Below are 18,905 nucleotides of genomic sequence, written 5' to 3'. Positions count from 1 at the left end.
TGAGACGGTGTCCTCTGGGTTCACCATTGCAGTCTTTGCCCATGGGAGATCAGGTAGCGCTGTAAATCGGCTATTTTGCCTTGCGGTACGATCTGAGCTGGGATCAGGCCGGGAGCTTGACTGCGCAGCCAAGCCACGGTCAGGCCTGCTGCCGAGCCGATGGTCCATTCACCGTAATGCACGCGGGTGGCGGCGTTGACAATGTGGCTGACGGCGATCCCTTTGCCGCCGATGAGCAGGTTATCCACCTTCTGCGGGATCAGGGCTTCCAAGGGAATGAGAATGGGACGGACGGAAAACTCGTTGACTGGCGCGGAGCTGGCCGAAAGAGAGGGCTCCCAGTTGCGGTAGCGACAGCCGTGGATATCGATGGCGTAGTGGGTAACCCCCACCACGGTAGGTCTGAAGTCCCGCCCCCCGGCGGTGCCGACGCGAATATCCTGCTCCAACATCAGGAACTCTGCTTGGCCGTAGGCAGCTCGCCCCAGGATGCGCCGACCTTCGCGGATGTAGGGGTAGAGGCTAAGGCCAGAGCGAGTGCCCAGCAAGGACTCTTCGGCAAACACCAAGGAGAGGGGATAGCCAGAGCGGGATTGAGTTTCCATCAGCCACTCGGCAAACAGCAGGGCGTGGTTTTCTCCATCTTTGATGGCCGAGACATCCAGGCCCCCCAGCCAGTTGTGGCGCTGCCCTGAGGCCACTAGCCGCTCTTCCGTCAGGATCAGGGGCGGGTTCATGATCCCCCAGTCGTTGCCGCGGTTCCAGTTCACCAGCGTCAGGTCGCCTGGAACAGGCGTGCTGTAGAAGGGATCCCGGCGGCCCTTGCTGACGATGCGGCGGTAATTGAAAAAGCTCTGGCCGCTGAAGGTGGGGAAACCCTCCATGTCGAACTCGCGGCGGTGTTCGGCGCGGGAATAGCCCGGCTGCAGTTGGGCCAGCTCGGCGCGGGAGCGACCGCCATCGTCGTGGATGGCCAGCACGAAGGGAAAGGCAAAGGCTTGAGTGCACTCCGGGTTGCTGGCGGGGGCGGCATTGGGCTCTCCGGTCACGTCTCGCCCTTCCGAACCCAGCCGATAGGGGATCCCGGCCCAGCCCACCAGCTCGCCGGTATCGGTGGCATCGATAACAAACAGGTTGCGGCCCGGTGGTGCCTGCAGCCTCAACACCCGTTTGGCAAAAACTTCCGTCTCCTGCCAGCCATACCAGCTCACCAGCTCCCGCCACAGCCGTCCCGGTGGCACAAAGTTGGGATCCCGCGGCTGCCGCTGCACAGCATAAATGCTTTCAATCCGGGATCCATCGGCGCTGAAGGTGGCCCCCTTAAAAGCCGTTTGGGTAGCCCAGCGGCTGTTGGGGGCATTTTGAGCTGCCTGTTGCAGCCAGGTTTCCACCGCCTGCAGCCCGGCCTGGGGCGGAAAACACAGCCCTCCCACCCAGCAGCTGTTGATCTCGGATACGCGGGTTCCCGGCGGGATCCCTGTCCAGGCCGGCAGATGCACCGGCTGGCTTTCGATCAAGGCCTTGAACTCCAGCCAGTGGCGGGAAAAATTGCCCCGCTGCCGCATCGGCAGCGATTCATCAATGGCCGATACCCCCTGGGAGGTAATCTGACCCCCCAGCCAAGGGGTGAGCTCGATGAGACAGGTCTGCACCCCCCCTCGCATGGCATGGCCTGCCGCTGCCACCCCTCCCAGGGATCCGCCCACCACCACCAGCTCGCACTCCCAAATCTCGTCCGGCTGCGGCAAGGGATCCAACAAGGGCCAACCGTGGGCGGTAAAACGGGGCACCTCCGGCTCGGAGACGGCAACAGGGGATCCCACCTCTGGCTGGGAGAGGGCGGCAAACCCCATCCCGGCCACAAAGCTCAGCAGCGACAGGATCCCCAGCCCCACAGTTCGCTTGGGCTCAGATCCCCGGCACGCCGCAGCCGTCTTTTTGCCAGCCATGCTCACTCACACCCCCGGCCTTTCCCCGGCAGGAGAAATCCCCTTGAGAATAGCTGAGGAAACCGACATTGAGGCCAGCCAGGATCCCTGCCACAGGGCATAATGGGCTAGCAACTTTTTAACGGCAACGGCGGGATCCCATGGGACGGGCAAAGAAGGTGGTATTGGCCTATTCAGGCGGGGTGGATACTTCCGTCTGCATTCCCTATCTCAAGCACGAGTGGGGGGTGGAATCGGTGGTGGCCCTGGCAGTCGACTTGGGGCAGGGGGCGGAGCTGGAGGCCATTCAGGCCAAAGCCCTCAGGGCGGGGGCAGAGCAATCTCTGGTGCGGGAGGCTGTCCAGGCCCTCATTACCGACTATGCCTTCCCGGCCATCCAGGCCAACGCCCTCTACGAGCAGCGCTACCCCCTTTCCACGGCCCTGGCCCGACCCCTGATTGCCAAGCTGCTGGTGGAAGTGGCGGAAGAGGTGGGCGCCGATGCGGTGGCCCACGGCTGCACCGGCAAAGGCAACGACCAGGTGCGCTTTGATCTGGCTATTGCTGCTTTAAATCCCCAGCTCAAAGTGTTGGCCCCTGCCCGCGAGTGGGGGATGACCCGCGAGGAGACCATTGCCTATGGGGAGCGCTACGGGATCCCCATGCCCGTGCAGAAGTCCAGCCCCTACAGCATCGACCTCAACATTTTGGGCCGCAGCGCTGAAGCCGGCATCCTAGAAGATGCCGACCGGGAGCCGCCGGAGGAAGTGTATGCCCTCACCCGGCCTATTTCCCAGACACCCGACGAGCCCGCCTACGTGGAGATTGAGTTCGAGCAAGGGATCCCTGTCGGGGTGGATGGACAGCGCCTCAGTCCCAAAGCCCTCTTCGAGCAGCTCAACTCCTTAGCTGGCCTGCATGGGGTGGGCCGCATCGACATGATTGAAAACCGCCTGGTGGGGATCAAGTCGCGGGAGATCTACGAGTGCCCCGCTTTAACCGTCTTGATCCAAGCCCACCGCGAGCTGGAGAGCCTCACCCTCACCCGCGATGTCATCCATTACAAGTACGGCATCGAGACCACCTACAGCCAGTTGATCTACAACGGCCTTTGGTACTCGCCGCTGCGGGAGGCTCTGGACGCCTTTATCCGCGCCACCCAGAAAAGCGTCACCGGTGTCGTGCGGATGCGGTTGCACAAGGGCCAGGCAGTCTGTGTGGGCCGTCGCTCCCCTTATTCCCTCTACAACCCCGAGCTGGCCACCTACGGCGCAGGAGACCAGTTCGACCACAAAACGGCAGAAGGCTTCATCTACGTCTGGGGTCTGCCCACCCGCGTTTGGTCGCAGGTTCACAGAATCTAGGAATCCCCTCCTGGCTCGAGGTTGGGGGGAGCACGCTAGCCCTGCTGCTTGGGATCCCAGACTCAGCTCCCGATTGAATTCCCAAAACCCACTTAAGTCCCGGCAGTCCACGTGTTGCCGTACTCGATCTGCTCTGGAGTGAGGCTGTCGATTTGGATCCCCATGGCCTTGAGCTTGAGGCGGGCGATGGCCTCGTCCACCTCGAGAGGAATGGGGTGAAGCCCTGGGGCCAAGCGGCCCCGGTTTTTCACCAGGTATTCGCAGGCCAGGGCCTGGTTGGCAAAGCTCATGTCCATGACGCTGGCGGGGTGCCCTTCGGCAGCAGCCAAGTTAATCAGGCGGCCTTCCCCCAGCACCACCACTGACTTGCCCGACTGCAGACGGTATTCTTCCACAAAGGGGCGCACCGTCTGTCGGGAGACCGACCGCTCCTGCAGCGCCACCAGGTCGATTTCAATGTCAAAGTGGCCGGCGTTGCAGACCATCGCCCCATCCTTCATGCGGTCGAAGTGCTCGCCGCGAATCACGTGCTTGTTGCCGGTGACGGTGATGAAGATGTCCCCCAGAGCAGCGGCTTCTTCCATCGGCATCACCCGGAAGCCGTCCATCACCGCCTCCAGAGCCCGCACCGGGTTGACTTCCGTGACAATCACCTGGGATCCCATGCCGCGGGCCCGCATGGCCACTCCCTTGGCGCACCAGCCGTAGCCAGCCACCACCACCGTCTTCCCGGCCAGAAGGATGTTGGTACAGCGCAGGATCCCGTCCAGGGTGGATTGGCCGGTGCCGTAGCGGTTGTCGAACAGGTGTTTGGTCTCGGCGTCGTTGACGGTCATCACCGGGAAGCTGAGCACCCCCGCCTTGAGCATGGCCCTAAGGCGCACCAGGCCAGTGGTGGTCTCTTCCGTGGTGCCGATGAGCTCCGACAGTTGCTCCTGACGGTGCTGCACCAGCTCCGCCGTCACATCTCCGCCATCGTCGATAATCAGGTTGGGGCGGTGATCTAGGGCAATCTGGACATGGCGGCGGTAGGTGGCCACATCTTCTCCTTTGAGGGCAAACACCGAAATGCCATGGTCCGCCACCAGGCTGGCGGCCACATCGTCTTGGGTGGAAAGGGGATTGCTGGCAATGAGAACGCTATCCGCCCCCCCTGCTTGTAGAGCCAGGGCCAGGTTGGCCGTTTCGGTCGTAATGTGGCAGCAGGCCACCAAGCGCAGCCCGGCAAAGGGCTTTTCTTGGGCAAAGCGCTCCCGGATCTGGGCCAGCACCGGCATCTCCCGCGCCGCCCACTGGATCCGTTGCTTGCCCAGGGGGGCGAGGTTCAGATCTTTCACTTCATGCTTCGGGAGAGACAGGGTAGCGCTGGTCATCGAGTGTTGCTCCAAACAGGGTCATTGAGAGAGGATAGGGGAACGGAAACTGCAAGCCCCAAAGGGGGCCAGGCAGCCATAAAGATCAGCAAGGATGTCGATAAGCCTGAACTATTCTGCCACAAGGGATCCCCTTTCAGCGCTGGGGCTGGATGTAGGCAACCGCCGCATTGGCGTGGCCGGCTCCGACCGGCTGGGGCTGCTGGCTACTGGCCTGGGGGTGATCCAGCGCCGTTCCCTCTCAGAGGATATTGCCCAAGTGCAGGAGTGGATCCGCCGCCGCCAGGCCACCGTGGTGGTGGTGGGGATCCCCCTTCTGGCGGATGGGTCGGTGGGATCCCAGGCCCGCAAAGTCCAGCGGTTCGTGCGCGCTTTGCAGGTGGCCGTGGATCTTCCCATTGTTACCGTCAATGAATACCTGAGCACCGCGCAGGCGGAGTGGGATCTGCGCGAGGCGGGGATCCCGGCCAAAGCCCAGAAGGGCTTAATCGATCAGCAGTCGGCGGCGGTAATTCTCCAAACTTGGCTGGACGAGCGACGGGCTTCCCTGTCAGAAGTGCCGGCTTGGCAAAGCTGGGGCAACAAAGACTACGCTGGAGAAGTCTAGCCGGGAAAGTTTAAATCAATTCAAGCCCAAGGTGGGCCATCCCTCGTTGCCCCTTCTGCATCAGCAGGGTGTGATTGTTAAGTCGGGGCCTTTCGCGCAACTTTGATAACGTCTGATAACGTCACGTGAACCATCCGAGCATGAATCGCATTTGCATTCTTGGGGGCGGCTTTGGCGGGTTGTACACAGCTTTGGAACTGAGCCGGCAACCCTGGCCAGAACCACCCCAGATCACCTTGGTCGATCGGCAGGAGCGGTTCGTCTTTGCCCCCCTGCTTTATGAGCTGCTCACCGGAGAAATGGAAGACTGGGAGGTGGCCCCCCGTTTTCAAGATCTGCTGCCCCCGGGATCGGTGCAGTTTCGCCGGGGATCCGTCCGGGCCATTGACCCTCAAGCCCGCCGCGTGGAGCTGGAAGATGGGCAAAGCTTGGAGTACGACGCGCTGGTGCTGGCGCTGGGGGGAGAAACCCCTCTGGAGAGCGTTCCGGGAGCGGCGGAGTTTGCTTTTCCCTTTCGCACCCTGGCAGATGCTCAGCGGCTGCGCGCCCACCTGAAGGCGTTGGAAGACCGGGATCCGGCTCAGCCTGTGGCTCTGGCCATTGCAGGAGCAGGGGCTAGTGGCGTGGAATTGGCCTGCAAATTGGCAGATCGGCTGGGCTGGCGGGGACGGATCCGCCTCATCGAGTTGGGATCCCAAATCTTGTCCGGCTTTGCTCTCTCCAGCCGGGAGGCGGCCCAAGAGGCGCTGGCCCAACGGCGGGTGCAGGTGGAGTTGCAAACCAAGGTCTTGGGCATCGAGGCCCTTGGCGAGAACGGCGCCCCTCCCTTCCATCTGCAGCTGCAACGGCTGGAGACCCAGGAGATCGCCACAGATCTTGTGGATGCTGTGCTGTGGACTGTCGGAACCCGACCGGCAGCGGTGATTGCCAATTTGGATCTGCCCAAAACGGAGCGGGGACGGCTACAGGTTTTGTCCACCCTACAAACCCCCACCTTCCCAGAGATCTTTGCCTTGGGAGATGCAGCAGCGGTGGTGGATGCAGAGGGCAAGCCGGTGCCGGCCACAGCCCAAGCGGCTTTTCAACAGGCCGGTTATTGCGCCTGGAACCTGTGGGCTTTGCTCACCCAGGAGCGGCCTCTCTTGCCCTTTCGCTACTTTTCCTTGGGGGAAATGCTCAGCCTGGGGGTGGATACGGCGGTGCTTTCTGCCCTTGGCGGCCTCACACTGACCGGCCCCCTGGGCTATTTGGCGCGGCGAACTGCCTATTTGGTGCGCCTGCCCACACTGGAACACCAGCTCAAGGTGGGATGGAATTGGATCACCCGTCCCCTCTGGCAAGGGCTGCTGGCCCGCTAGGATCCCTGTAACTGGCAAGAGCGCTCGTAGGCCGCTCGCACTGCCTGCATCAGGGCTCCCCGCACCCCCGCCTGCTCCAAGGCTTGGATCCCGGCAATGGTCGTCCCCCCTGGACTGGTGACCCGGTCTTTGAGAACGGCAGGGTGCAGATTTTCTTGCTGCAAGAGGGCAGCAGTACCCGCCAAGGTCTGCAGGGCCAACTGGGTAGCAATGGGACGCGGCAGCCCCACCTGTACCCCTCCGTCGATCAGCCCTTCCAGAATCACCGCCAGATACCCCGGCCCGGAACCCGAAAGTGCCGTCACCGCATCCATCTGGCTTTCGGCCACCGTCACCACCTCGCCCACCGCGCGAAACAGCTTCTCCACCTGCTCCACCTGCATAGGCGTCACCCCTGGCCCGTAGCTGATGGCCGTTATGCCCGCCCCCACCAGCGCCGGCGTGTTGGGCATCGTGCGCACCACCTTTTGTTTGGGAAAAGCCTGCTGCAACTGCTGCAAGGGGATCCCGGCCATAATCGAGATCACCAGCTCTGTGGCGGACAGCCGGCCCATCTCAGCCACCACTGTCGGGAAGAGCTGCGGTTTAACGGCCAGAAACAAAATCTCAGACTCTCCCGCCTGGGATGGATCCGCCAACAATCGGATACCCAGCTCCTGCTGCAGGGCCACAGCCTTATCCAGATCAGGCTCCCGCAAGGCCACCTGCGCTGCGGGATAAACTCCCACAGCTACCCAACGCCGCAGCAGGGCGGATCCCATGGCTCCACCCCCGATAACACTTAGCAGTGGCCGCTCCATAGCAACTAGTGCTGACCTACTGCCTGCAGATGCTCATAGGTGCTGGGCCAGAGGGGGGTAGGGCTTTGCAAAGGGCGCTGCAGCGGCTGCACCACTTGGCTACTGGGGGTGGAAACCATCACCGTGCTGGGGGTGAACAAAAAAATGTTCTCTCCGATGCGCTCTTGGTGGCCATCGATGGCGTAGGTGCCGCCGGCAACGAAATCCACAGAGCGCTGCGCCTCAGCGGGATCCATTAGGGTCAAGTTCATGATCACCGTCTTGCGCTCCCGTAGGTACTGGATAACCTGAGCCATCTCATCGAAGCTGCGCGGCTCCATCACCACCACTTCACTGGTGGGTGGGTTTACGCCCGGTAATCCAATCACGTTGCTCCCCATACTGCCCCCTGCTGAGCGATCCCGATGCTGACTGCGCCGATGGCCCCGCGACTCTTCTCGACCGGCAGAGCCCTCCCCCGCTTCCACTCCCCGTTGCCGCCGCCCTCGCGGAAGGGTACTCACTTCCTCCTCTTCGGGGGGAGCAGCCGGTTGGGAACGGCGTCCCTCGTAGAGCAGTTGGTAATCATCCTGCCCTTCCATTTCAGAGTACTCCTCCAGGCCGTCCACGGGATCATTCAGACCCACAAAATCTCTTACCCTGCTCCAGATTCCATTGACATTCATATGCACATCCTCACTACAGGTCATGGGTTTACGGCGAGCGTAGGATTCAGGCTCTTGATTGGATCCTGAGTGGCTCACTCAAGCTAGGGGGCGTCCTTTTATTCTCGGTCAAAGTCTTTCAATAGGCTGAGACAGGGTTTGCTCAGAAAGCTGCCGAAGCGAGTGGGGGCTAACGCAGGTTAACAAAACCCCATTGATTCGACGACTAGAGTTTACCCAGAAGAAGTGAAGATGTCATCTCACTTGCCAAGCCGTTGTTTGGCAGGATTGAACTCTGCTCCCCGTCTGGATTGAGCCCACGTTAACGGAAGTAACGCAAATGATTACAAATTTCCCCAAAATTTCCCCAATAGGGCAAATCCTGGGCGGGATCCCCCCGCTTTTGATCGAGCCAAGCCAAACTCTCGCCCCGAAGGTACCCCGCAGGGCGACTCCGGAGTTCGCGGCTTTACACAAAATTTAATCACAATTTAACGGCTTCACAGAGGTCACATCTATTCCTGCTCGGCGTCGGCAAACAAAGCGCGCCCCAGTCGGATCAAGTTAGAGCCTGCTGCCACCGCCAGGAGGTAATCGTCGGACATGCCCATGGAGAGGGTGTGCACCTGCAGATGTTCATAGCCACTGCGCTGGATGTAATCGGCCAGTTCGGCCAGCTTGCGAAACAGCTCTAGGGCCGCCTCTGAGCTCAAGCCCAAAGGCAAAATGGTCATCAGGCCCACAATTTGCACCTGCAGCAGTTGGTTCAGTTCGGGGAGGCTCTGCAACAGATCGGGGATGGGCCAGCCGAACTTATTGGGATCCGGAGCCAATTTAACCTGCAGGCAAAGCTTGGGGGTGAGGTGCAGCTCCCAAGCCTTTTGGTTGATCAGCTTGGCCAGGCGCAAGCTATCGACGCTGTCGATCCAGGCAAATTGCTTGAGGGCCGGTTTGACTTTGTTGGTCTGCAGATGCCCGATCAAGTGCCAGACGATATCGGTCAGATCTTGCAGTTGCCCTTGTTTGACGGCGGCCTCTTGCACTCGACTCTCCCCAAAGTGGCGGATCCCAGCCCGATAGGCGGCGCGGATGTGGTCGGCACTGTAGCCTTTGCTCACTGCCATGATCTCCACATGGTCTGGGATCTGGGCTCGGATGGCCTGAATGCGGCTGTGGATGAGCTGCTCGTCAAGGGGCATCGTCAGGTCAGCAGGCCGGGGATCTCTATCCCCATTCTCGTTCCAATTGGCAACAATGCTCTGGGATAGATTTTTGCAGAACCCAGAGCCAACGGGCTGTCCGCTACCGCTGCCAGGGATCCGGCCGGGAGATGATCACGCGGGTGCCGGGCGCCAGTTTGCGCGCGTAGTCCAACTGCACCACTTCTGGGTTTTGCTTCAGGGCTTCCCCCTGGAGGCGAATGGCTTGGGCTTCTCCTTCTGCCAGGATCACCAATCGTTGTTTTTCCAGCTCTGCTTTTTCCACGAGGAAGCGTTCCCGCTCTTTCTCTTGCTCGGCAATTTGCTTTTGCTCGATGGCCGTTTGGAATTGGTCGGAGAAGCGGACATTGCGCAGCAGCACGTTTTGCAAGATCAGGTCATTCTCAGCAAAAATGCTGGAGAGCTGCCGCTCCACATTTTCCTGGATCTGCTCGCGTTCTTCCGAGAAAACGGCGATGGCGCGGTGCAAAGCCAGTTCATTGCGCACCACCGTCCGCACCTCTGGGCGAATCACTTTGTCCACGTAGGAAGGGCCAATGGTCTGGTGCAGGTGGGCCACTTGGTCGGGATCCAAGCGAAAGCGCACCGAGACATCGAGGGAGATCTGCTGGCCGTCGGCGCTGAGCACTTTCAACGCATCATCCCCCTGGTTTTCGGAGCGTTGGGAGGCCATGGTGTAGGTTTGGGTGCGCACGTCGTAGAAGATAGGCGTTTCCACCAGCGGCAGCAGGAGGTGCAGCCCTTCTCCCAGCGGCTGCGGCTTCAGCCCCGTCAGGGAGTTGAACACCACGGCCCGTGTGCCGGCAGGCACCACCACCAAGCACTGCAGCAAGGTGGCCAAGAGGATCAGCAGCAATGCCCCACCCACCAAGGGAATCCAGGACAAAGCGGGAAGTTCAAAAGCAGGACGACGGGGGTGGGCCGATTTCACAGGTGTGTTACCCAAAAACCTAAAGAACTCGAACAGGTGCCCCGGGGATGGCCGGCCAAGCTCTTCTTGAGCTTAACCCAAGGCCGCAGCCAAGATCTGATAGGCCAGTTTGGCGACCGTGAAGGCGCTGCGGCGATCGGTTTCCCGTTCTCCCGTGACCGACAGCTCGACCACATCGGCGCCGATGATTTGCCGTTGCTGTCCTAGTGCCCGAATCAGCTCCACCGTCTCCCACCAGCCCAAGCCGCCAGGTTCGGGGGTACCGGTGGCCGGCACCACAGCGGGATCCAGCCCATCCACATCCACCGTCAGGTAAACCTGGGGGCCCAAGGTGGCAATCACCTCTGGGATCCACTCCTGGGCTGGCTTGGCGTGCAGGCTGTGGGCAAAAAAGGTGTGCAGACGGCGCTCGCGAATGGCCTGGCGGTCTTCGGCGCAGATGGAGCGGATCCCCACTTGGGTGAGGCGGCTGCCCACTTGCTCCACCACGCGGGCCATGGCAGAAGCATGGGAATAGCGGGATCCCTCGTAGCTATCTCTCAGGTCGCAGTGGGCATCGATTTGCAGGACGTGCAGCTCCGGATAATGGGGCAGGTGGGCAGCAATCAGCGGCCCGGTGATGGAGTGCTCCCCACCGATGGAAAGCAGGAACCGCCCCGGTCTCACCCACTCGGCAGCGCGACGCTGGATTTCGGCCATAGCCAGCTCCTGGGCGGAAGATCCCAGACCTTCCAACTCCACCGGGGGGGCCGTCCAGTAGCGGGAGATCTCTTCCGAGAAGTCGGGGTGAAGAGCTGGCTGGCGATCCCGTACCTCGTCGTAGATCTCCACATAGGCAGAAGCCTGCAACAGCGCCTGAGGGCCTTTGGCGGTGCCTTTGCCATAGGAGGTGGTGGCCTCGTAGGGGACGGGCAGGAGAATTGCTTGGGCCATCTCCGGATCCGGCTCAGGCAGGCCCAGGAAGGGGAAGGGAGAGCGATACATGATGGCTTGCAAGAAGGGATCCCTATTCTATTGAATCTATTGAAGAATTGTGGTGAGCCAAAAGGACTGGGATGATGGGGTAAAGAGGGACCCTTGTGGGATTGAGGCAAACCCTCTAGACTGAGCAAAGGCTTCCCCAAGCCCAGTTTTAGCAGCCATTTGTTTTCACTCCTCTTAGACTGCCTTTCCACAAGCTGACGAGCCTATGACCACTGCCTCTCACGCTGCTCTTTTCGACGCTCTGGCCCAACGTCGGGCCCTCAAGATCATCAGCGGTCTACAAAACTTCGACCTGCAGTCGGTTCTGAGCATCACCCGCGCCGCCCAACAGGGAGGGGCCACTTGGGTGGATATCGCTGCCAGCCCCGAATTGGTGCAGCGGGTACGCGCCCAGATCGATCTGCCCATCTGTGTGTCGGCGGTGGAGCCGCAGCAGTTGGCCGCAGCCGTACAGGCAGGAGCAGACATGGCCGAGATCGGCAATTACGACAGCTTCTACCCTTCAGGCCGCATCTTCTCCGCAGCGGAAGTCCTAGACCTTACCCGCCGAACCCGCTCTCTTCTGCCCCGCACGCTCTTGTCGGTAACCGTTCCCCACACTCTGCCTCTGAATCAACAGGCAGAATTGGCCGAGAAACTGGAGGATCTGGGAGCCGATCTCATCCAAACCGAGGGCAGCACCAGTGCCGAGCCGGTTCACGGGGGATCCCTGGGCCTGATCGAGAAGGCTGCCCCCACCCTGGCCGCCGCCTATGAAATTAGCCGTGTCGTCTCGGTACCGGTTATCTGCGCTTCCGGCCTCTCGACGGTAACAGTGCGCTTGGCCATTGCTGCCGGCGCTTCAGGTGTAGGGGTGGGCAAAGCTGTCAGCCGGCTCCAGGATGAAGTGGCCATGGTGGCTCAAGTGCGGGCATTGGTGGAGGCCTTGGGAGGATCTCGGATCCCTGCCCTTGTCTAGGTCGATGTCTGACCGGTAAAAGTTGACCCTCTTGCGCCAGCGTGCGCTGGTGCATTTTTTTTAGATTTTCTTGGACAAGCAGGGAATAAGTAGGTAAGTAGGGCAGCTGAGGGTTGAGATCAGCCGCTAGAAGTTTTGCTGCTCACAAGTGCTTCACTTTCTTCTGCCTAGAGGTGGCATACCCGGCAATATCCAATTTGCGGCGGTTGCTACACTTGTCGTCCTTGCCTTCCCAGACCAATTCCGTCCGCAGCCGTCGCCCCAGTCATGTTCTGCAAAGATTCCAAGTCCTGAGCCGCATTGGGCAGACATGGTTGACAATGCGAGGGATCCCTCTTTGAACTGCCCATGAGCTGGCAACGCCCAGATAATCGCACCGCTGCTCAACTGCGCCCAGTCTCCTTTGAGCGCCACTTTACCCGCTATGCCCCTGGCTCGGTGTTGGTCAAGTTCGGCCATACCCATGTCCTTTGCACCGCCAGTGTAGCCGAAGAAGTTCCCCCTTTTTTGCAGAACACCGGCCAAGGCTGGCTGACGGCTGAGTACCGCATGTTGCCCGGAGCCACGCAACAACGACAGCCGCGGGAGATGTTGAAACTATCGGGTCGCACTGCCGAGATCCAACGGCTCATCGGGCGCAGTCTGCGCGCCGCCTTGGATTTTCGCAAGCTGGGATCCCGTACCATCACCGTCGATGCCGATGTGCTGCAGGCCGATGGCGGAACGCGCACCGCCGCGATCACAGGGGGCTATGTGGCTCTGCACGACGCCATCACTTGGCTGTACAAACAGGGGCTGCTGGATCCGGCCCAGGGATCCCCGCTGCGGCAGCAGGTGGCGGCCCTTTCAGTAGGAATTGTGCAGGGAGAGGTACTTGTGGATCTGTGCTATGAGGAAGACAGCCAAGCCGAGGTGGACATGAACATTGTTATGAACGAGCAGGGATCCTTCATCGAGATCCAGGGCACTGCCGAAGCCGCCTGCTTCAGTCGCCCGCAACTGCTACAAATGTTGGAGATGGCCCAAGCCGGGATCCAAGAATTGCTACAAGCCCAACGGCAGGCTCTCAATTTAGAAAGATAGAGCCATAGCCGGACCCTAGCCTTGCAATGGTAATCCTTCAAGGCACTGCATATGGGATTGCATGGGTGTATATCCTGGTTGGCAAAGCGGTATTCCCTTGCTGTAAAGGAATGGCCGGGAAAGCTAAGATCAGCCAGTTGTTAAAATAAGTGAGCTCTCTGAAGCTGATACATTTACGCTGAACACTGCTGAACATCACTGTTCAACTATGCAGCGATAGCATTCTGTTTGTTTCCAAACAGAATGGCGGTATCCCGCAAAGCTTTGAGTAGAATACCCAAAGCGCAGTTTCCGTGTCGTCTTACTACCAATTTTCTGCTTTGCTTTGGCTACCATGTTGGCAGACTCAAAAGTAAACAGAAAGATCAACTGGTAGTAATCCGTACTGAACATATTATACATATTTTCAGTATAGTTGAGCTTATTATTGACTAGAGTCATGCTCTCCTTTCGACGGTTTGAGCGTGTGGCTGAGGTGAATCGCTGCTCATTTGGCCTGAAGAAGTTGGCCCGGAGAACGCTGCATGTCCCGTTTTGTGTTCGGCTCGGAGGAACTTGCGCCACTGCTCAGGCAGCAAGGTTGGCGGTTTACCACTGGATATCTGCACATTCACCTCAAGGGACTGGATCCCTCTGAGGGTGCGGAACCCTGGGTGTTGACCTACTACCACGGCAGGTTGCTTTTTTCTGCCGATCAACCCCTCAACACGCAAATCCTGCTGAAACGACTCTCCCGCTTTATTCCTCGCCTCAACTTGGAATGGCCACAGCGGGCCATCTCGGTGGTGCAAGAGCGCTTGATGAAAGACCATTCCTTACCTGAGCTGCTGGAGGCTATCACGCAATTGGGCCTGCTCAAGCCGGGGGAGCTGGAAGATGCCCTGTGGCTCAACCTGCTTACCGATTTCGACCGCTACCTATTCGAACGGGCAGGCACCTGTTACTTTGAGGTGCAGGAGCAGGTCGCCCAAGAGGCCCCCATTGGCGGGTTTGAGTTGGAGCCGCTGCTGCAAGAAGCCGCCCGGCGCCACGATCGCTGGGCAGATTTGAAGGTGGCGATCCCAACCCTGTTGGCGGTGCCGGTGGTCAATTGGGAACGGGTCAACCGCTACCGCATCACCGATGAGCAACGACAGAAGCTCCACACCCTCACCAAAGATGGCCAGTCGCTGGAAGCAATCGCCAAGAAGCTGTGCCGGGATCGGCTGGAGGTGGCCAATCTCTTTGCCTCCTGGGCGAAAAAAGGTTTGGTCAGCCTACAAACACCCCAAGAGCTGCTGCAGACCAAGCGCCACAACCCGATAACCATCTTGGCGGTGGACGACAGCGTGGTGATGCAGGAAATCCTACGGCAGTATTTGCCCAACTATCAGGTGATTACAACGGGCAACCCCGCCGAGGTGCTTCCTTTGTTGTTTCAGCATCGGCCCCACCTGTTGTTGATGGATATCGCCATGCCGGGGATCGATGGTCTGGAGCTTTGCCGCATTGTACGTAGCTTGGAAGAGTTTAAGTCCCTTCCCATCCTGATGGTTACCGCTCGCGATGGTCTGCTGGCCCGCATCCGCGGCAAATGGTCGGGGGCAACCGCCTACCTGACCAAGCCCTTCAACGAAAGTCAGCTTAATGCAGAGGTGAAGCGGCTTCTGGCCCAACAGCCGCCTGCCCACAGACAAAATCCTCTGTCGGTTCAGGGAGGCAGAACAGGTCATCCTGCCCTGTTTCAGGGATCCCCCCGTTCCCTCGAGGATCAAGCCAAGGCGTAGTGTCCTTCTGAGTTGATCCCCGTCGCCATTGGCTTTCCTGTCAAAATCAACAAAGGTTTTATGTTAGATAAGAAGTCAACTCAAGAGACCATAACTTGTCTGGGCTGACTGCTAATGTCAATGGATTGATAGCTCATTAGGACATGCCCAAAAGAGAAAAATAGGTTGCCGGGGATTTCAGAAACAAGAGACGAAGTAAGCATCCCATACACTGAAAACTTATCCGATCAACCTTCCTCATTGTCATCACGACCGGCTACTTCAATCTCTCTCAGGAACTGGCTTTTCCCCGCTGGCATTAGAGGTCGTTTAAGCCTTAGAGAAGCCTCACAAGGCTTCTGGCAAAAGAGTCCATACTAAGGGTACCGACAAACAAGCCCTGAAGACATGAAAAAAGATCGAACAGGGTTCAGCAGGCACTTCTGAAGGCAAACCAGAAATATTAAACGCTGTCGTGGATCCCGGCAAGATCAATGAGAGGGAGAAATCAAGCAGAAATTGCTCAGGATCCATGGACAGGGATCCCAAGAATACGTAAAATCGAGTAAAGAATGTAAAGAAAACGCCACACTTCTCCAATTGGTCCCGATCCCCAAGGAGCATTATGCTGCGACTGGAACACATTAGCAAAATCTATCCCACTGGTGAGGTGCTCAAGGATGTGAACTGGGAAGTTAAGCCTGGGGATCGCGTCGGCCTAGTGGGAGTAAACGGGGCCGGAAAGACCACCCAGCTCAAGATTATCTGCGGGCAAGAAGAACCGACCAGCGGCGAGGTGATCCGCCCCGCCAACCTGCGCATCGCCTATCTCACCCAAGAATTTGGAGTGGATCCCGCCCGAACGGTGCGAGAAGAGTTCTGGACAGTCTTTCAAGAGGAAAACCGCATTCACCAAGAAATTGCCCAAATCACCCAACAGATGGAGCAGGCGGACGCGGACACGTTGGAAACCCTTTTGCGCCGTCTAGATCGTCTACAGCGCCAATTTGAGAGTTTACATGGCTATGAACTGGAGGCGCGTATTGAGAAAATTCTGCCGGAAATGGGGTTTGAGCCGGAGGACGGGGATCGGTTGGTGAGCGCCTTCAGCGGCGGCTGGCAGATGCGCATCAGCCTGGGGAAAATCCTGCTGCAAAAACCCGATTTGATGTTGCTAGACGAGCCGACCAACCACCTAGACTTGGAGACCATTGAGTGGCTGGAAAACTACCTCAAGAGCTTGACGATCCCCATGGTGATTGTTTCTCATGATCGAGAGTTTTTGGATCGGCTTTGCACCCAAATTGTGGAGACGGAGCGAGGAGTTTCTACGACATACTTGGGTAACTATTCTCAATACCTACTCCAAAAAGCTGAACGGCGAGAGGCACAACAAGCTGCCTACGAACGTCAGCAAAAGGAAATTGAAAGGCAACAAACCTTCATCGATCGCTTCCGGGCCAGTGCCACCCGCAGCACTCAGGCCAAAAGCCGCGAAAAACAACTGGAAAAGATCGAGCGGGTCGAAGCGCCCATTGGCGACGTGCGTACCCTCAAGTTTCGCTTTCCCCCTGCTCCCCGCAGTGGTCGCGAGGTGGTGAAGATCGAGAATTTGACGCACATTTATGGAGATAAGATTTTGTTTTTGGGTGCGGAGCTGTTGATCGAGCGTGGGGATCGCGTCGCCTTTCTGGGGCCCAATGGGGCAGGAAAATCCACCCTGCTGCGTCTTATCACCGGCCTAGAGCAACCTACCGAGGGATCTGTGAAATTGGGAGCACACAATGTGATCCCTGCCTACTTCGAGCAAAATCAAGCAGAGGCTTTGGATCTGAGCAAAACCGTCTTGGACACCATCCATGACGAAGTGCCCGACTGGAAAAACGAAGAAGTGCGCACGCTGTTGGGTCGCTTTTTGTTCAGCGGCGACGCCGTTTTTAAGAAAGTAGCGGCTTTGAGCGGGGGAGAAAAAGCCCGCTTGGCGTTGGCGAAAATGCTACTTCAGCCGGCCAACCTACTGATTTTGGATGAGCCCACCAACCACTTAGATATCCCGGCCAAAGAGATGCTGGAAGAAGCTTTACAGCATTACGATGGCACGGTGATCCTTGTTTCTCACGACCGCTACTTTATCTCAAAAGTGGCCAACAAGATTGTAGAGATTCGCAACGGAGAGTTGGTCGCCTACCAGGGCAACTATCACTACTATCTAGAAAAGATCGCTGAAGAGAAAGAGAAAGCCCGACAAGAGCGAATCGCTGCCGAAAAACGAGCCAAAGAGCGAGAAAAACAGAAAGCCAAAAAGGCAGCCGGCAAAACCTAAGGAGCCAAAGCAATGTTTACGGGTCTGGTTCGAAGTTTGGGCACAGCCCAGTTGATCAATTCTTCACAGCTACGGGTTACCTGTCCCCGGTTGCAACCTCAGTTGGCCTACGGAGATAGCGTGGCGGTGGACGGCCTTTGCCTGACGGTGGTGGAGATTCTGCCCGATGGATTTTTGGCCGATGTTTCGCCGGAAACCCTGCGGCGCTCGACTTGGGGCCAGGGATCCCTCGGCCCGCGCACAGTCAACCTGGAACCGGCGCTGCGGGTAGGAGACAAGTTAGGGGGGCATTTTGTCAGCGGCCATATCGATGGGGTGGGGCAACTGTGGGATCAAGCCGCCACTGGCAACGCCTGGGAGCTGAGCTTCAAGGTTCCTGAAGAGATCGGGCGTTACATCGTACCCAAGGGCAGCGTGGCGGTGAATGGGGTGAGCTTGACCATTGCTGAGGTGCGCCAAGGGGGCTGCTGGTTCAAGGTGGCTGTGATCCCCCAAACCTACCGCGAGACCAACCTTTCTCAGCTCCAAGTTGGGGATCCCGTCAACATAGAGGCGGATATTTTGGGCAAGTATGTGGAAAAATTGCTGGGCTTGCTGCCCCCCGAGAGCAGCGTTTCTCTGGAGTTTCTGGCCGAGCATGGCTATATCTAGGTACCTTTCCCATGATCCACCCCGAGGAAGTTGAGCGCCTGCGCGGCGTAAATGTTTATCTCATTGGGATGATGGGCAGCGGCAAATCCACCGTGGGATCGGAGCTGGCAGCCCAGTTGCGCTTTCAATTTTTCGACACCGATGGTCTGGTGGAGCAGGTGGGGGGTTCTTCCATCGCTCAGATCTTCGCCGAGCATGGGGAAGCCTACTTCCGGGATCTGGAGACGCAGGTGTTGGCCCAGTTGAGCAGCTACACCCGGCTGGTGATCGCCACAGGCGGCGGCATTGTGTTGCGCCCCAAAAATTGGAGCTACTTGCACCATGGCCTCACCGTTTGGCTGGATGCGACCCCCGAGCTGATTTGGCAGCGGCTCAAGCGGGATCCCGGCCAACGCCCCCTGCTGCAAACCCCCGACCCCCAAGCTGCCCTGTACAAGCTGATGCAAGAGCGAGAGCCGTTCTACGCCCAAGCCGATGTGCGGGTGCCCATCCGGTCAGAAACTAGCCCGCCCCAGTTGGTTGAACAGATCTGGCAAGCCATTCGCGCCCGCCTGCGAGACGGGATCCCCTCCTAGCCACCTCGCGCCCAACACAAAAAGGGATCCCATGAGGGATCCCTGAACTCTTTAGTTTTTGATTTTTGATTACTCAAGATTCGCCGGGAGCGGATCCCTGACGAGACCAGAACGGCCTCCTTTAGAGCGCATTGCCGCGGGGGAGGACTTCTTCAGGGAACTCAAAGCGCTCATGGGGCTGGTCCTGCGGCGCCATCCACGCCCGAATCCCCTCGTTCAGCAAAATGTTCTTCGTGTAAAACGTCTCAAACTCCGGGTCTTCTGCCGCCCGCACCTCCTGACTGATAAAGTCATACGCCCGCAGGTTCAGCGCCAACCCCACTACCCCAATGCTCGACATCCACAAACCCGTCACCGGCAC

General features: G+C 58.8%; 17 protein-coding genes. 9 read left to right on the top strand and 8 right to left on the bottom strand.

Annotated features, from left to right (window positions below; genetic code table 11):
* Positions 1–20: 20 nt before the first annotated feature.
* Entirely contained in the window at positions 21–1,853 is a 1,833-nt protein-coding gene (locus ACVW0C_RS11545; RefSeq protein WP_457385520.1) for an FAD-dependent oxidoreductase, read from the bottom strand.
* A gap of 236 nt (positions 1,854–2,089) precedes the next feature.
* Here ACVW0C_RS11545 and ACVW0C_RS11540 point away from each other — a divergent pair, with 236 nt between their 5' ends.
* Positions 2,090–3,292, top strand: a complete 1,203-nt coding sequence (locus ACVW0C_RS11540) for an argininosuccinate synthase (RefSeq protein ID WP_457385510.1) — start codon at positions 2,090–2,092, stop codon at positions 3,290–3,292.
* 92 nt (positions 3,293–3,384) lie between these two features.
* Here ACVW0C_RS11540 and ahcY read toward each other — a convergent pair whose 3' ends face one another.
* Positions 3,385–4,665: an adenosylhomocysteinase gene (ahcY, locus tag ACVW0C_RS11535; protein WP_414351063.1), complete on the bottom strand. Its 1,281-nt coding sequence runs from the start codon at positions 4,663–4,665 to the stop codon at positions 3,385–3,387.
* Positions 4,666–4,759: 94 nt separating this feature from the next.
* On the opposite strand from ahcY, the gene ruvX reads away from it, so the two are divergent.
* Positions 4,760–5,272 carry a Holliday junction resolvase RuvX gene (gene ruvX, locus ACVW0C_RS11530; protein ID WP_011433350.1) on the top strand — a complete coding sequence of 171 codons (513 nt, stop codon included), beginning with the start codon at positions 4,760–4,762 and terminating at the stop codon, positions 5,270–5,272.
* Between the two features lie 140 nt (positions 5,273–5,412).
* The gene (locus ACVW0C_RS11525; RefSeq protein ID WP_457385508.1) at positions 5,413–6,630 is read left to right on the top strand and encodes an NAD(P)/FAD-dependent oxidoreductase; all 1,218 of its coding nucleotides are present in this window, start codon (positions 5,413–5,415) and stop codon (positions 6,628–6,630) included.
* Here ACVW0C_RS11525 and proC read toward each other — a convergent pair.
* The 5 genes from proC to speB all read right to left on the bottom strand — a co-directional run bounded on the left by proC (position 6,627) and on the right by speB (position 11,221).
* The gene (proC, locus tag ACVW0C_RS11520) at positions 6,627–7,430 is read right to left on the bottom strand and encodes a pyrroline-5-carboxylate reductase (RefSeq protein ID WP_011433348.1); all 804 of its coding nucleotides are present in this window, start codon (positions 7,428–7,430) and stop codon (positions 6,627–6,629) included. The two genes, ACVW0C_RS11525 and proC, sit on opposite strands and share 4 nt — an antisense overlap.
* A 5-nt stretch (positions 7,431–7,435) precedes the next feature.
* Complete coding sequence (locus tag ACVW0C_RS11515) at positions 7,436–8,011, bottom strand: cell division protein SepF (protein WP_011433347.1); 576 nt, start codon at positions 8,009–8,011, stop codon at positions 7,436–7,438.
* A gap of 578 nt (positions 8,012–8,589) precedes the next feature.
* Complete coding sequence (locus ACVW0C_RS11510) at positions 8,590–9,273, bottom strand: YggS family pyridoxal phosphate-dependent enzyme (RefSeq protein WP_457385506.1); 684 nt, start codon at positions 9,271–9,273, stop codon at positions 8,590–8,592.
* Between the two features lie 103 nt (positions 9,274–9,376).
* A complete protein-coding gene (locus tag ACVW0C_RS11505) occupies positions 9,377–10,225 on the bottom strand; it encodes a prohibitin family protein (protein WP_011433345.1) in 849 nt (282 codons plus the stop codon).
* 72 nt (positions 10,226–10,297) lie between these two features.
* Entirely contained in the window at positions 10,298–11,221 is a 924-nt protein-coding gene (speB, locus tag ACVW0C_RS11500; RefSeq protein WP_457385505.1) for an agmatinase, read from the bottom strand.
* A 193-nt stretch (positions 11,222–11,414) separates the two neighbouring features.
* Here speB and ACVW0C_RS11495 point away from each other — a divergent pair, with 193 nt between their 5' ends.
* The 6 genes from ACVW0C_RS11495 to ACVW0C_RS11470 all read left to right on the top strand — a co-directional run bounded on the left by ACVW0C_RS11495 (position 11,415) and on the right by ACVW0C_RS11470 (position 18,544).
* Positions 11,415–12,167: a DUF561 domain-containing protein gene (locus ACVW0C_RS11495; RefSeq protein WP_011433343.1), complete on the top strand. Its 753-nt coding sequence runs from the start codon at positions 11,415–11,417 to the stop codon at positions 12,165–12,167.
* Positions 12,168–12,515: 348 nt separating this feature from the next.
* A complete protein-coding gene (rph, locus tag ACVW0C_RS11490) occupies positions 12,516–13,250 on the top strand; it encodes a ribonuclease PH (RefSeq protein WP_457385503.1) in 735 nt (244 codons plus the stop codon).
* Between the two features lie 524 nt (positions 13,251–13,774).
* The gene (locus ACVW0C_RS11485) at positions 13,775–15,016 is read left to right on the top strand and encodes a response regulator (RefSeq protein ID WP_011433340.1); all 1,242 of its coding nucleotides are present in this window, start codon (positions 13,775–13,777) and stop codon (positions 15,014–15,016) included.
* Positions 15,017–15,620: 604 nt separating this feature from the next.
* The gene (locus ACVW0C_RS11480) at positions 15,621–17,318 is read left to right on the top strand and encodes an ABC transporter ATP-binding protein (RefSeq protein WP_414332172.1); all 1,698 of its coding nucleotides are present in this window, start codon (positions 15,621–15,623) and stop codon (positions 17,316–17,318) included.
* A gap of 12 nt (positions 17,319–17,330) precedes the next feature.
* Positions 17,331–17,969, top strand: a complete 639-nt coding sequence (locus tag ACVW0C_RS11475) for a riboflavin synthase (protein WP_414332173.1) — start codon at positions 17,331–17,333, stop codon at positions 17,967–17,969.
* Positions 17,970–17,980: 11 nt separating this feature from the next.
* Positions 17,981–18,544, top strand: coding sequence for a shikimate kinase (locus tag ACVW0C_RS11470; protein WP_414374890.1), 564 nt, complete (start codon positions 17,981–17,983; stop codon positions 18,542–18,544).
* 121 nt (positions 18,545–18,665) lie between these two features.
* Here ACVW0C_RS11470 and ACVW0C_RS11465 read toward each other — a convergent pair.
* A partial coding sequence (locus ACVW0C_RS11465) for a photosystem II protein D2 (protein ID WP_457385502.1) occupies positions 18,666–18,905 on the bottom strand: 240 nt, incomplete at its 5' end.

The sequence above is a fragment of the Thermostichus sp. OS-CIW-26 genome (genome assembly GCF_054058395.1).
This window is presented reverse-complemented; position numbering and strand designations above follow the sequence as displayed.